Source organism: Kribbella sp. NPDC005582, from assembly GCF_040605415.1.
In the GTDB taxonomy this organism is placed as follows: domain Bacteria; phylum Actinomycetota; class Actinomycetes; order Propionibacteriales; family Kribbellaceae; genus Kribbella.
This window is the reverse complement of record NZ_JBEXCU010000005.1, coordinates 397,224-411,353: the sequence shown is the minus strand read 5'-3', so window position 1 is coordinate 411,353 and position 14,130 is coordinate 397,224. Positions and strand designations below refer to the sequence as shown.

Genomic DNA, 14,130 nt, shown 5'->3' with positions numbered 1-14,130 from the left:
GGTTATGGCGGAGACACCACTGCGGGCGCTCGTTGCGGACGACGAGGAGCCGGCGCTCAACGAGCTGGTCTACCTGCTCCGGCGCGACGACCGGATCGGGGAGATCCGGACCGCCTCCAACGGCCCCGAGGCGCTGAAGATCCTGCAGGCGGAGGATCTGGACGTGGTGTTCTGCGATATCAAGATGCCCGGTCTGGACGGGATCGATCTGGCCCGGGTGCTGTCGAAGTTCGCCAGCCGCCCGCAGATCGTCTTCGTCACGGCGTACGACGAGCATGCGGTCCAGGCGTTCGAGCTGGAGGCGACGGACTATGTGATGAAGCCGGTCCGCCAGGAGCGGCTGGCTGAGGCGGTCCGGCGCGTGGTCACCGCCGGTGCGCCCGCGTCACCACAAGCAGCCGATGCCGGTGACGAGGTGATCGCCGTCGAACTGGCCGGCGTGACTCGGTGGGTGCAGCGCTCGACAGTCCGGTACGTCGAGGCCCAAGGCGACTACGCCCGCCTGCACACCGGGCAGAACTCGCACCTGGTCCGCATCCCGCTCAGCACGCTGGAAGAGCGCTGGCGTGAGGCGGGCTTCACCCGGATCCACCGCAGTACTCTCGTCGCCCTCGCGCATGTGAACGAGATGCGGGTCGAGAGCGGTCGCTGCGCCGTACGGGTCGGGGACGACTGGCTTCCAGTCAGCCGGCGGCACACTCGCGAGCTGCGCGACCTCCTGGTCCGCTCCACCTCCCTGCGCCCATGACATGAGCACCAACACGCCTCCAGGCCCGCGTCGCGTCCGTGTCACGAGCCCTCGCACCAGTGCGGCCCGGCGGCCCACCACTCCGGCCGGAACCCGGGAGATCGACGAGCAGACTCGCCTCGGCCAGGTCTACATGAACTCGCTGATCCAGTCCCAGCTCCGCCTCACGCTCGCGGTGATCGGTGGCACCGCCCTGATCCTCGGCAGCATCCCGCTGTTGTTCTGGCTGGTCCCCCCGACCCGCACCTTCGCGATCTTCGGCCTGCCGCTGCCCTGGGTGATCCTCGGCATCGTCGTCTACCCGGTCGTGTACGTCGCCGCCCGCATCTACGTCCGCAACGCCGAGCGCATCGAGGCCGAGTTCACCGAGTTCGTCGGGCGGCAATAGTGCCTGCCAGCGGGGAGGGCTCGAGTGATTGCGGTGTCCAGGTGCGTGCATCGGGGTGCTTGAGGAGTGCCCTCGATGCGGAGCATCTCGGGTGCTCGTCAAGTGCCGCGAGGTGCGTGCCTGGGCGCCGCAAGCGCCGAGCCATCCCCGCTGGGAGGCACTGAATGTCATCGGCAATGAGTTTGACCGGGATCGGTCTCGTGATCGTGGCGACGATCGGGATCGGTTTGTTCGGGCTGCGGATCTCTCGGACCACCAGTGACTTCTATGTGGCCAGTCGGGCGATCACTCCGCGCTGGAACGCCTCTGCCATCAGTGGTGAGTATCTGAGCGCCGCATCGTTCCTGGGTGTTGCCGGACTGGTGCTGGTGAACGGCGCCGACATGCTGTGGTTCTCCGTGGGCTACACCGTTGGCTATCTGATGCTGCTGGTGCTGGTTGCTGCCCCACTCCGGCGCTCTGGCGCCTACACACTGCCGGACTTCGCCGAGACTCGGTTCGAGTCCGCCATGGTGCGCCGCGTCTGCTCCGGCCTCGTCGTCGGCATCGGAACGCTCTATCTGCTGCCACAGCTGCGCGGAGCCGGTCTCACGTTCCAGACTGTCACCGGTGCGCCCCCGGACGTCGGTGCTGCCGTCGTCGCCGTCATCGTCGTGATCAACGTCGCCGCCGGTGGCATGCGGTCGATCACCTTCGTGCAGGCCTTCCAGTACTGGCTGAAGCTCACCGCGCTGGCCACACCGATCTTCGTCATCCTCATCGCGTGGCGCTCCGGCGACCACCAGATCGGCGTACTGGAGTCACTGCACGGTGCAGCCGCTGAGTGGGCCGAACCGCTCTCCAGAGCCGGTGGCCGCGACCACCCGCTCTACTCGACCTATTCGCTCTTGCTGGCCTTGTGTTTCGGCACCATGGGCCTTCCCCACGTGCTGGTCCGCTTCTACACGAACCCGGACGGCCGCGCGGCCCGCCGTACGACGGTTGTCGTCCTGGCCCTGCTCGGCCTGTTCTACGTGTTCCCACCCATGTACGCGATCCTCGGCCGCTCGTTCGCCCCGGACTTGGTCGCCGGTGCCGCAGACACCGTCGTACTGGAACTTCCCAGCCGCATCTTCCCCGGTACGGCGGGAGACCTGCTCGGCGCGTTGGTCGCGGCCGGAGCGTTCGCCGCGTTCCTGTCCACCTCGTCCGGACTGACCGTCGCGATCGCCGGAGTGATCGACCAGGACCTGCTGCGGACCAGACTGACCCGCCTGACCGGTGGCGACTACCTGGCCGTCAACAGCTTCCGCATCGCCGCCCTACTAGCCATGACCGTCCCGTACGTCGCCTTCCGGCTCACCGGCGCTCTGAGCCTCGCGGACACCGTGGGACTCGCGTTCGCCGTCGCAGCCTCGACCTTCTGCCCGATGCTGGTACTGGGCATCTGGTGGCGACGCATGTCGACCACCGGCGCCGCAGCCGGTCTGCTCGTCGGCGGTGTCGCAGCCAGCGCAGCGGCTCTGGTCAACGTGATCGGCGCGCCCCCGGACGGCTGGCCGCGCGCCCTGGTCGTCCAACCGGCCGCCTGGACCATGCCCCTGGCGTTCCTCACCGTCATCGTGGTCTCCAAGCTGACCCCGGACAGCATCCCCGCCGGCGCCGCCCGCAGCATGGTCCGCCTGCACACCCCAGAAGCCGTCAACGTCGACCGCGACCCGAGACCGCACCCCTGACCACCGCTGGTCGTGGCGGATCGACCGTTCGCCGCACGGCGGTGGCCCGCCGGTCGCCCGAGGTGGGCCATTGAGCGCTCGATGCGCGCGGGTGCTGTCGGCCGGGGCGTGAGCTGGACCACAGTACGGGCAGCACACCCCGCCGGTTCCGCCCGGCCTGTCCCCTGTCTGGAGGTCCCCGCGCATGAGCGATACCCGGCCGGGTGAACCGGATCTGACGACGTACCGAGATGCCCAGCTGTCACCGGACTTCTCCGAACTGCGCCGCCGGTTCCGCCGCTTCGTGTTCCCGATGACCGGACTGTTCCTGGTCTGGTACTTCGTCTACGTCCTGCTCGCGGACTACGCGCCGAAGTTCATGGCGCACAAGATCGGCGGCAACATCACCGTCGGGCTGCTGTTCGGGCTCGGCCAGTTCGTCTCCACGTTCGCGATCACGCTGCTCTACGTCCGCTGGGCCGACCAGAAGTTCGACCCGGACGCCAAGCACCTGCGTGACCAGATCGAAGGAGAGCCCTCATGAGCGCGCCACTGCTGTTGCCGCTGGCAACCGTCGGGGATCCGATGGTCAACATCGCGATCTTCGCGCTGTTCGTGGTGGCCACGCTGGCAATCGTGATCCGGGCCTCCCGCAACAACAAGAGCGCGGCCGACTTCTACGCCGGCGGCCGCTCCTTCACCGGCCCGCAGAACGGCATCGCGATCGCCGGTGACTACCTGTCCGCCGCGTCCTTCCTCGGCATCGCCGGCGCCATCGCGCTGAACGGCTACGACGGCTTCCTGTACTCGATCGGCTTCCTGGTGGCCTGGCTGGTGGCGCTGCTGCTGGTCGCCGAGCTGCTCCGGAACACCGGCCGGTTCACGATGGCCGACGTACTGTCGTTCCGGCTCAAGCAGCGTCCGGTCCGGATGGCCGCGGCCATCTCGACGCTGGGTGTCTGCTTCTTCTACCTGCTGGCCCAGATGGCCGGCGCCGGTGGTCTGGTGGCCTTGCTGCTGGGCATCTCCGACCGCGCCGGGCAGAGCGTCGTGATCGCCGTCGTCGGCGTCATCATGATCACCTACGTGCTGGTCGGCGGCATGAAGGGCACCACCTGGGTGCAGATCGTCAAGGCGATCCTGCTGGTGGTCGGCGCCGGCATCATGACGCTGTGGGTGCTGGCGAAGTACGCCTTCAACCTGTCCGGCCTGCTGGGCGCCGCGGTCGACAAGAGCCCGGCGGTCGGGGAGAAGCTCCTCAGCCCGGGCCTGCAGTACGGCGCAACGGGGATCAGCAAGCTCGACTTCATCTCGCTCGGCCTGGCCCTGGTGCTCGGTACGGCGGGTCTGCCGCACGTGCTGATGCGCTTCTACACGGTGCCGAACTCGCGGGAGGCCCGCCGCAGTGTCAGCTGGGCGATCTGGATCATCGGCATCTTCTACCTGTTCACCCTGGTGCTCGGGTACGGCGCCGCGGCCCTGGTCGGTCCGGACAAGATCCGCGCGGCTCCGGGCAAGGCGAACTCGGCGGCTCCGCTGCTCGCCTACGAGCTCGGCGGCGAGATCCTGCTCGGCGTCATCTCGGCGGTCGCCTTCGCGACCATCCTGGCCGTCGTGGCCGGGCTGACGATCACCGCCAGTGCGTCCTTCGCCCACGACATCTACGGCCAGGTGATCAAGAAGGGCCAGGTCAGCGGTGACGGCGAGGTCCGGGTCGCCCGGATCACCGTCGTGGTGATCGGCGCGGTCGCGATCCTCGGCGGCATCTTCGCCAACGGCCAGAACATCGCGTTCCTGGTGGCGCTCGCCTTCGCGGTGGCCGCCAGCGCGAACCTGCCGACCATCCTGTACTCGCTGTTCTGGCGGCGCTTCAACACCCGCGGCGCGCTCTGGAGCATCTACGGCGGTCTCGGCTCGGCGATCTTCCTGATCGTCTTCAGCCCGGTCGTCTCCGGCAAGGTGGACAAGAAGACCGGCGCGAGCCTGTCGATGATCACCGACACCGGCATCGACTTCCACTGGTTCCCGCTCGACAACCCCGGCATCGTCTCGATCCCACTGGCCTTCGTGCTCGGCATCATCGGCACCCTGACCAGCAAGGAAGCGGTCGACGTCGACAAGTTCGCCGAGATGGAGGTCCGCTCCCTCACCGGTGCGGGCGCCGAGAAGGCGACGCAGCACTAACCCCTCGAACCTGCCAGGTAGGTCCTGCCGAACTCAGACGGACCTGCCTGGCAGCCCCAATTGTCAGAACTTCAATGACGGCCAGAGCTCGAAGAACGCGTCGCGGGAGGCTCGGCCGCGAGCCTCCTCCAGCGCGTGCAGGCGGCCGAAGGTGAAGGCGTTGCCGCCGTCCAACTGAGCTTGTACGGCGAGCTCTCGCAGCAGCTCGCGCGACACCACCGAGTCCTGGAACCCGCCGAGAATCTCCTGCACCTCCTCGGCCCGCGTCGCCAACTCGGTGCCCTCGGCACCCAATACCGGTACGACGGCCTCCCCGGCGTACCGGAGTCGTTTCGCGGACTTGCGCACCTCATGCAGCTCGTGGTCCTGCTCTTCGGCCGTCTCGGCGGACTGCGCCCGGCGGACCGCCTTACGCATCCGCTTCTTGTCGTGAGCCAGCAGTTCGGCGAGCTGCTTCGCGGCCTTGCGGTTGTCGCCGGTCAGCGGCGGATCGACGATCAGCCGGTCGAGAGTGTCGAGCAGCCGGAAGTACCGCTCGCTCTCCAGCGCGACCAGCGCACCCGTCCGGCCTTCCTTGTACACGCTGCGCAGGTGGTCGTCGATCCGCCCGGCGACTCGGCCCATCACCAGCTCGACCGGCTGCTTGGCAACCTCGGCGGCGAAATGCGCTCGCTGCACCTCGGCGTCCCGCGCGACCCCGAGCTCACCGGCGAGCCACTTCAGCTCGGCCCGGATCTCGTCGCCGGCCTCACGATCGATCACCGGCCGGAACGTCGCCAGGGCCGACCGCAGTCGCCGCGTCGCCACCCGGAACTTGTGGATCCCCTCCGGCGCATCCCGGCGCACCTCGGGATCGCGCTGGCGGATCGCCTGCACCTGCTCGGTGACGTAGGCCCGGAAGACATGAGCCGTCCGCGGCTTCGCGGGCAGCTCCCAGCCGTCGCCGGCCGGCACTCGGTCGCCGAGGGCGCGCGCCAGCTTGCTCGGCCCGGCCGCCGGCTCGGCACCGGCAGCGCGCAGCACGGCCTCGGCCGCCTCCAGCAACTCACGGTCGCCGCCGACCAGCTCGACCTCCCACTCACGCCAGCGATCCGGCTCACCGTCGGTCGTCGTCGCGGTGACGTGATCATCGGCCAGCTCAGCCAGTACGACGCCCTCCGCGTCGAGCAGCCGATGCACCACCCGATGCGTCTGCAGCGTGACCACCGGAATCAGCTCGCGGTCCCGGACGTGCACCCGCACCGACCGTACGACTCCGATCGGCACCTTCTGCGTCGAGCGGCCGAGCGGGTACCGCACCTCGAGCCGCGCACCGGACGACTTCGGGAACTTCACATGCCAGCCGTCGTCCTCACCACCGGTCCGCCGCCGCAAGGTCACCTTGTTCGCCGCCAGGTCCAGCGCCTCGGTGTCGTAGTACACCGCTTCCAGGTTGAGCTCGACCGGCTGCGCCACACTCGCCACCCCGGGCAACTCGTGCAAGGCCGGCAGATGGGTCGACTCGTCGACGTCGTACTTGGTCTCGATCTCGAGCTGCTCGGTCGGCATGCCTACTGTTTACCAGGGGTTCGTGAACTGCTCATGCGATCGCCCGCAAGTCGGCCACCAATCGCTCCAGATCGCGGTCGGCCACACCGTTGGGCGAGATGGTGCGGAGTTGCCGGCGGCGATTACGTTGCAGCCCCCACGCCACCAGTACGACGATCGCCGCGAACCCGATCACGTCCGCCCCCGAGCGCGGAAGAACGTGTAGTGGAAGGTGCCGCCGGCCGCGGCCGTTCGTTCGAGGTCGCGAATTCCGTCGGCCCAGGCTTCGGGTGTCAGCAGGCCGACGGCGAGAGCGCGTTCGCGCACCGACTCGACCATGGCGATGAACGTCCTGCGGGTGAAGCCGTCGACCAGGTGCGGCAGCGTCTCGTCGGCGTACACGGTCCTCGGCTCCGTGTGGATGTCGAGGAAGCCGGCCGCTTCGAGGAGCGGTTGCACGCGACGGCCGATGAGCGAGTCGCCGCCCGCCTCGGCCTGCAGGTCGACCAGACACTCGATGACCGCTTGCGCCGCCGTACTGCGTGGGTGGTAGATCGCGGACTGGTGGTCGCCTTCGATGACGGTGATGGTTCCGCCGGGGCGCAGTAGCCGGCGCAGGCCGGTCAGGGCCGCGGCCGGGTCCTTCAGATGCTCGAGGACGAAGCAGACGAAGACGTGGTCGAACAGCTCACCCTCGAGCTCGCGAAGATCGGCGCAGCGCCACTCGACCCGAGCTTCGGGTGCCACGGCGGCGACCCGCGCCTTGGCCTGAGCCAGCGACTCCTCGGAGATGTCGACCGCGACCAGGTCGATTCCCGGGTGCCGGGTGACCAGCTGGACGGTCTGACCGCCGACCCCACAGCCGGCTTCGAGTACCCGCATCCCCGGCGCGTACTCGATGCCACCGTGCAGGAGCTCGGCCAGTGTCTGCGCCTGGTCGGTCAACCGGCGCGTCTCGGCCGGGGTGTAACCATGCACGTAATCGGTTCTCATATCTCCAAGGTGCCGTCACAATGGTCCGATGGACAGGTCCAATCAGGGCGACTTCCGCAGGACCAATGGCGCGGACTTCCTCCAGCTGAACGCGGCCGAGGCACCGGCCGGTGGCTTGGCCGGCTGGCTGACCGATCAGCTCCGGACCGCGATCGCCGACGGTCGTCTCCCGATCGGCAGCCGCCTCCCGGCCAGCCGGTTGCTCGCCGCCGAACTCCAGGTCTCGCGCGGTGTCGTGACCGAGGCCTATCAGCGCCTCACCGAGGACGGCCACGTCAGCGGCCGCGGCCGAGCCGGCACCGTCGTGGTCGCTGCCCCGGCGCTTGCGCCCGCACCGCGGGAACGGGCTTTCGAACTGCCGCCGAAGATCTACGCGCCCGGCCTCGACATCTTCGACGCCCTCCGCGCCGCGCCCGCGCGCATCGATCTGACTCCCGGCGTACCGGACCTGGCGTCCTTCCCGCGCGCTGCCTGGCTGCGCTCGGAGCGTGCCGTCCTCACCAACCTGGAAGCCTCCGCCTTCGGGTACGGCGACCCATCCGGTACGCCGGAACTCCGTGGCGCCGTCTCGAACTGGCTGGCGCGCTACCGCGGGATCACCGCCCATCCGGACGAGGTGATCATCGTCGCCGGGGTCTCGCAGGCGATCGGGCTGCTCGCGCAACTGCTGAGCACGCGCGGCATCACCGAGGTCGCGGTCGAGGACCCCGGTTCGCTCGGATCCCGCCAGCACATGGAGGAATGGCAGCTGCGCGCCCGGCCGATTCCCGTTGACGAGAACGGCTTGCAGGTCGACGTACTGCGGAAGTCGGATGCCGAGGTGGTGATGGTGACTCCGGCCCACCACTTCCCGACCGGCGTCGTACTGGGTGGTGAGCGGCGGCGCGATCTCCTGCAGTGGGCAGCCGATGGTGGATTGATCTTCGAGGACGACTACGACGCCGAACATCGCTACGACCGGCCGCCCGTCCCAGCGCTGCGGTCGATGCAGGCCGACCAGGTGATCTACGCCGGCAGTGTCTCCAAGCTGCTCGCGCCGGCGCTGCGGATCGGCTGGATCGTCCCGCCGGCGAAGTACCGCGAGGACTTCATCGCGTTGAAGCGCCGCGCCGACCTCGGCAACGCCTCTCTGCCCCAACTCACCCTCGCGCACCTGATGGACTCCGGCGAACTGGAACGCCAGCTCCGCTACGTCCACCGCCGGCATCGCACCCGCCGCGACACCATGGCCACCGCCATCGCCAAGTACTTGCCCACAGCAACCGTCCACGGCGCGGCCGCCGGCCTGCACCTGACCATCACGTTTCCGCCCGGCCTCGACGACACCGCCCTGGCCACCGCCGCCCTCGCCGAAGGCGTCAAGACCCACCCGCTGTCCTGGCACTGCCAACTCCCCCACGCTCCCGGCCTGGTCCTCGGCTACGCCGCCCGCACCCCCACCGAACTGACCGACGCCATCCGGGTGATCGCCGACATCGTGGCGGCAACTGGGCGCGGCTGACTGCGGATGCAACGCCACGACGGAGTCCTCTCGTACTGCAGGTGACGACGATCACCGAGGAGGACTCTGTCGTGGTATTCATCCGACGAACGAGGCGCGCCGCCACTGCCGCCCTCGTCTCGCTCGCCGCCGTGGGACTGCAGGTGCCCGCGACGGCCGCCCCGCCGCCACCCAAGAACAGTCCAGCCGATCTGCGGGTCACGCTCCTCACCGGGGATCGAGTGACCGTGAACGACGGCAGCGTCACCCGCATCGAGCCGGGCAAGGACCGCAAGCACGTCGGTTTCCGTACCTACAAGAACAAGAACCATCTGTACGTCGTTCCGTCCGACGTACAGCCGCAGCTTGCGAGTGGGCGGCTGGACCGGGCGTTGTTCGATGTCACCGGGCTGATCAAAGCCAAGTACGACGACCGTTCGACCTCGTCGATCCCGGTGATCGTCAGCTATGCAGGCAAGGCGCAGCAGCGCGCGGCCGTCCCGGGGGCCTCGGTGACCCGGGCCCTGCCGGCGGTCAACGGCGCCGCGCTCAAGGTCGACAAGGCTGGACCTCTGGGGCTGCTGGCCAGTACCGGCGTACAGAAGATCTGGCTGGACGGTAAGCGGCGGTTGACGCTGGACCAGTCGGTACCGCAGATCGGCGCGCCGGCTGCCTGGAAGGCCGGGTACACCGGTAAGGGTGTCACGGTTGCGGTCCTCGACTCCGGGATTGACAAGACCCACCCGGATCTGGCGACCCGGGTCGTGGGTGGGAAGAACTTCACCGCTGATCCGGACGGCGACCAGGTCGGTCACGGCACTCATGTGGCCTCGACGATCGCCGGAACCGGCACGAAGTACCGCGGGGTCGCCCCGGACGCGAAGCTGTACGACGGCAAAGTCTGCGACCAGTACCAAGAGTGCGCGTTCTCCGCGATCGTCGCCGGGATGGAGTGGGCGGCTACCGAGGTGAAGGCGAACGTCGTCAACCTCAGCCTCGGCGGCCTTGACGCACCGGAGACCGACCCGATGGAGGAGGCGGTCAACCGGTTGACCGCCTCGACCGGCACGCTGTTCGTCATTGCGGCCGGCAACGAAGGTCCGGGGCCCGGTACGGTCGGTTCGCCCGGCAGTGCGGAGGCGGCACTGACTGTCGGCGCCGTCGACAAGCAGGATCAGCTGGCCGACTTCTCCAGCCGCGGACCTCGGGTCGGCGACGACGGCCTGAAGCCGGATGTCACCGCGCCCGGCGTGGGCATCGTCGCCGCGAAGGCCAAGGACTCGGTGATCGGTACGCCGGTGGGCGACCAGTACCTGCAGCTGAACGGTACGTCGATGGCGACCCCGCACGTGGCGGGCGCGGCCGCGCTGCTGGCCCAGCAGCACCCCGACTGGAAGGCAGCCGCACTGAAGGGCGTGCTGATGGGCTCGGCCAAGGTCATCGCCGGGCAGACCGTGCTCGAGCAGGGTGCCGGCCGAGTGGATGTTGCCAAAGGCATCGAGCAGGCTGTCTTCGCCGAGCCGAGCAGCCTGTCGTTCGGCGTGGCGAGCTTCCCGCACGACGACGACCTGCCGATCGCGAAGACGCTGACCTATCGCAACACCGGCGACCAGCCGGTGACACTGGCTCTGGCGGCGACACTCGACGGCCCGGGCGGCGCAACCGGCTCGATCAGCCTGAGCGCGCAGTCGGTGACCGTGCCGGCCGGCGGGAGCAGCGCCGTACAGGTGACTGTGCAGACCCGGGGCGACGGTGCGAACGGGATGTACACCGGTCGGGTGACGGCGACGGCCGGCAAGCTGTCGGTGACGGCTGCGGTCGCGGTGACGAAGGAGATCCCGAGTTACAACCTGACTGTCCGGTCGACGGGCCCCGATGGCAGGCCGGGACCGCCGGTAGGCTTCGTCGGCGATCTGAGCGACGGCTCGATGCGTTTCTTGGACGCCGGCGAGAGCGATCAGGTGACGATGCGGCTGCCGGTGGGCACGTACCACCTGCAGGGAGGCACAGTCCTGGAGGAGGCCAACAACCCGGAGCACTACAAGACCTACACCGTGATCCAGCCGACCGTTGAGCTCACGAAGGATGTGACGGTCGATCTGGACCTCCGGGTTGCCAAGCCGGTCAAGCTCACCGTTCCGGAACCAACTGCTGTCCAGGCGTTCGGAATGGTCGGATATGCGCGCAACTCACCGAGTGGCGAGGCCGGGTTCGGTTCGGCGGCGATCGTGTTCGACAACGAGACGGCGTACTCCGGGCAGATCGGTCCGGACCTCCCGTGGCAGCAGCTGTCCGGTCAGGTGCTGACGTACTGGGCCAAGCCGGCGGCGAGCGGGTTCGGTTTCATCAACACGCCGTACCTGTACACGACGCTCGACGAGCAGCTCGGGAGGTTCCCGACCGGATTCACCAGGCAGGTCAAGGCCGCTGAGCTGGCCACCCTGCCGATACAGCTGAATGGCAACAGCGATCGGCCCTACATCTTGCTGCTGAAGGGGTCCGGTCAGCACACGGCGAGCGGGATCGCATTCGGTCTCGGCTTCGACCAGCCGCGGTCGGTGACGGCGCACGTCGAGGCCGGTCCGGCGACCTGGGCCACCCAGCTGGACGAACGGATCGATTTCACCGACCTGGTCACCCAGCTTCGCCGCCCGGCGCAGACCTATCGGGCCGGGCAGACTTACCGGCAGCGGTTCCAGGCTGCCGCCTTCACTCCCGCACCGGCGTACGCCGGACGCACGGGTGACGGGCTGGCGGTCTACGTCTCGTCACTGATGGATGCCGATGGCAACAAGGGTTACACGGCAACGGACACCGGCTCCGCCAAGCTGCTGCGGGACGGAAAGGTGATCGCCGAGGCGGACACCTTCGGTGAGATCGAGACGAGGGGATTGCCGCCGGAGAGTGCGACGTACACGGTGGCGATGGCGATGACGCGGGAGTCGTACTCGGCGCTCAGCACCCGGACGGAGCTGAACTGGACCTTCCGGTCCGGGGCGACCGAACGGGAGACGCTGCTGCCGATGATCGGGCTGCGGTACCAGCCGAAGGTCGACGCCACCAACGTCGCCCAGCGGACGCCGGTATCGGTCCTGCCGTTCAGCCTGATCGCTCAGCCGGGAGCGTCGGTACCGGCGATCCGCAAGCTCGAGCTGGAGGTCTCGGGCGACGGCGGCAAGAGCTGGCGCAAGGCCACGGTCGCGCCACACGGCCGCGACGGCTACCAGGCTGTCTTCGGTACGCCCGACCAGGCTCAGGCGATCTCGCTGCGAGCCCATGTCACCGATGCCCAAGGCAACCTCACCGAGGAGACCGTGATCGCGGCATACCTGCTGAAGTGATCGACGAGCGGGGGACTGGTACGACGAGAGGGGTGTGGGTAAGAGGGTCGGGGATGACGTGGGCGGTGAGGTTGAAGACGGTGGCGACGACCTCGGGGGTGATGACTTCGGCTGGAGTGCCGGTGGCGGCCACCTTGCCGTTCTTGAGGGCGATGAGGTGGTCGGCGTAGCGGGCGGCGAGGTTGAGGTCGTGGAGGACGAGGACGATCGTCTTGTGGTGCTGGCGATTGAGGTCCTGGACCAGGTCCAGGATCTCTAGCTGGTGGGCCAAGTCCAGGAACGTGGTCGGTTCGTCCAACAGCATGGTGTCGGCGTCCTGGGCCAGCGCCAGCGCGATCCAGACGCGTTGGCGCTGGCCGCCGGAGAGTTCGTCGAGCGAACGGTCGGCGAGGTCGGCGACGCCGGTCGCGGCGAGGGCCGAGTCCACCACCTGCTCGTCCTCGACAGACCACTGCCGGAACCAGCGCTGGTGCGGATGCCGGCCTCGACCGACCAGGTCCGACACCGTGATGCCCTCCGGCGCGACCGGCTGCTGCGGCAGCATGCCCAGCTGTGTCGCCAACTGACCGGCGCTGACCTTGGCCAGGTTGACGTCGTCGAGGTAGACGGCACCACCGCGTGGCGTGAGCAGTCGCGCGAGTCCGCGGAGCAGGGTGGACTTTCCGCTGGCGTTGGCGCCGACAATGACGGTGATCTGCTCCCGCGGGATCACCACCGAGAGCTCGTGCACCACGGCGCGGCCGTCGTACGCGAGAGTCAGTTGGTTGGTACGGAGTTCGGTCATGTCAGCCTCCCCGGCCGATGCGGTTGGCGCGAGCCATCAAGAACAGCAGGTACGGCGCACCCAGGAACGCGGTCACGATGCCGACCGGCAGCTGGGTCGGTGCGAAGATCAGCCGCGCGATCAGATCAGAAGCCACCACCAGCAACGCCCCAAGAGCACCAGCAGCGAACAACCCGGCCACCCGCTCGGCCACCAGCCGACGCGCGAGCTGCGGCGCGACCAGTGCAACAAAGGCGATCGGCCCAGCAGCCGCCGTCGCCAACGCAGCAAGGGCAACCCCAACCGCGATCAGCAACGCGCGGGAGAGCTCAACCCGACCAGCCAGCGTCCGCGCCAGATCGTCTCCAAGCTCCAGCAAGCGCAACTGTCGCCCGCCCGCGAGCGCCGCCGGCAGCAAGACCACCAACGCCGCCCCGATCAGTACGACGTGCGACCAACTCCGCCCGGCGAGACTCCCGGCCAGCCACTGCGCCGCACTCTTCGCGGTGTAGATATCAGCCAACGTCAACAGGTACGCCGTGATCGACCCAATGATCGCCGTCACGCCAATGCCCACCAGGACAAGCCGATACCCCGAAACTCCATCCCGATACGCCAACACATATACAGCAGTTGCTGCCAGCAGCGACCCCAGCAACGCACCGCCCGGAATCCACCCACTCCCCAGCACAGTGATCATCAGTACGGCGGCCAGCGCCGCACCGGCGTTGACCCCGATCAGGTCCGGGCTCACCAGCGGATTTCGGGCCAGCCGCTGAAAGATCGCCCCCGACACCCCGAACGCCGTACCGACGCCGATCCCGACCAGCACTCGTGGCAGCCGGCCGTTCACCACGATGTCGTTGAGGATCAACGTGCCGTGCCCGCTCAAAGCCTCGATGACCGACGACAACGGGATCCGGTAGTCGCCAAGCGTCAACGAGAGCGCTCCGACAGCCAGCGTCAGCCCCCACGCAAGAGTCGAGCCGATCACACCAGCAACATCGACGCG

General features: G+C 68.4%; 12 protein-coding genes. 7 read left to right on the top strand and 5 right to left on the bottom strand.

The features are described from left to right. Positions 1-4: 4 nt before the first annotated feature. The 5 genes from ABZS29_RS28345 to ABZS29_RS28325 all read left to right on the top strand — a co-directional run bounded on the left by ABZS29_RS28345 (position 5) and on the right by ABZS29_RS28325 (position 5,014). Entirely contained in the window at positions 5-748 is a 744-nt protein-coding gene (locus ABZS29_RS28345) for a LytTR family DNA-binding domain-containing protein (RefSeq protein ID WP_355466258.1), read from the top strand. Between the two features lies 1 nt (position 749). Continuing rightward, positions 750-1,136, top strand: coding sequence for a hypothetical protein (locus ABZS29_RS28340; RefSeq protein ID WP_355466257.1), 387 nt, complete (start codon positions 750-752; stop codon positions 1,134-1,136). Between the two features lie 176 nt (positions 1,137-1,312). Beyond that, complete coding sequence (locus tag ABZS29_RS28335) at positions 1,313-2,851, top strand: cation acetate symporter (protein ID WP_355466255.1); 1,539 nt, start codon at positions 1,313-1,315, stop codon at positions 2,849-2,851. A gap of 184 nt (positions 2,852-3,035) precedes the next feature. Then, positions 3,036-3,374, top strand: a complete 339-nt coding sequence (locus ABZS29_RS28330; protein ID WP_355466253.1) for a DUF485 domain-containing protein — start codon at positions 3,036-3,038, stop codon at positions 3,372-3,374. Further along, positions 3,371-5,014, top strand: a complete 1,644-nt coding sequence (locus ABZS29_RS28325; protein ID WP_355466251.1) for a cation acetate symporter — start codon at positions 3,371-3,373, stop codon at positions 5,012-5,014. The genes ABZS29_RS28330 and ABZS29_RS28325 overlap by 4 nt, the downstream gene beginning before the upstream one ends. A gap of 63 nt (positions 5,015-5,077) precedes the next feature. On the opposite strand, the gene ABZS29_RS28320 is transcribed toward ABZS29_RS28325, so the two are convergent. Genes ABZS29_RS28320 through ABZS29_RS28310 form a run of 3 tightly spaced genes read right to left on the bottom strand, consistent with a single transcriptional unit; the run spans position 5,078 to position 7,534 of the window. Continuing rightward, positions 5,078-6,562 carry a CYTH and CHAD domain-containing protein gene (locus ABZS29_RS28320; RefSeq protein ID WP_355466250.1) on the bottom strand — a complete coding sequence of 495 codons (1,485 nt, stop codon included), beginning with the start codon at positions 6,560-6,562 and terminating at the stop codon, positions 5,078-5,080. A gap of 31 nt (positions 6,563-6,593) precedes the next feature. Next, positions 6,594-6,737, bottom strand: a complete 144-nt coding sequence (locus tag ABZS29_RS28315; protein ID WP_355466248.1) for a hypothetical protein — start codon at positions 6,735-6,737, stop codon at positions 6,594-6,596. Beyond that, positions 6,734-7,534 (bottom strand): methyltransferase, encoded by an 801-nt coding sequence (locus ABZS29_RS28310; protein WP_355466246.1) that lies wholly within the window; start codon positions 7,532-7,534, stop codon positions 6,734-6,736. Before ABZS29_RS28310 ends, ABZS29_RS28315 begins: the two co-directional genes overlap by 4 nt. A 28-nt stretch (positions 7,535-7,562) precedes the next feature. Here ABZS29_RS28310 and ABZS29_RS28305 point away from each other — a divergent pair, with 28 nt between their 5' ends. Next, entirely contained in the window at positions 7,563-9,035 is a 1,473-nt protein-coding gene (locus ABZS29_RS28305; protein ID WP_355466244.1) for a PLP-dependent aminotransferase family protein, read from the top strand. Positions 9,036-9,076: 41 nt separating this feature from the next. Beyond that, complete coding sequence (locus ABZS29_RS28300; RefSeq protein WP_355466243.1) at positions 9,077-12,355, top strand: S8 family serine peptidase; 3,279 nt, start codon at positions 9,077-9,079, stop codon at positions 12,353-12,355. Here ABZS29_RS28300 and ABZS29_RS28295 read toward each other — a convergent pair. Next, entirely contained in the window at positions 12,315-13,139 is an 825-nt protein-coding gene (locus ABZS29_RS28295) for an ABC transporter ATP-binding protein (RefSeq protein ID WP_355466241.1), read from the bottom strand. The two genes, ABZS29_RS28300 and ABZS29_RS28295, sit on opposite strands and share 41 nt — an antisense overlap. A gap of 1 nt (position 13,140) precedes the next feature. After that, on the bottom strand, positions 13,141-14,112 hold the full coding sequence (locus tag ABZS29_RS28290; protein ID WP_355466239.1) for an iron chelate uptake ABC transporter family permease subunit: 972 nt from the start codon (positions 14,110-14,112) through the stop codon (positions 13,141-13,143). Positions 14,113-14,130 lie beyond the last annotated feature (18 nt).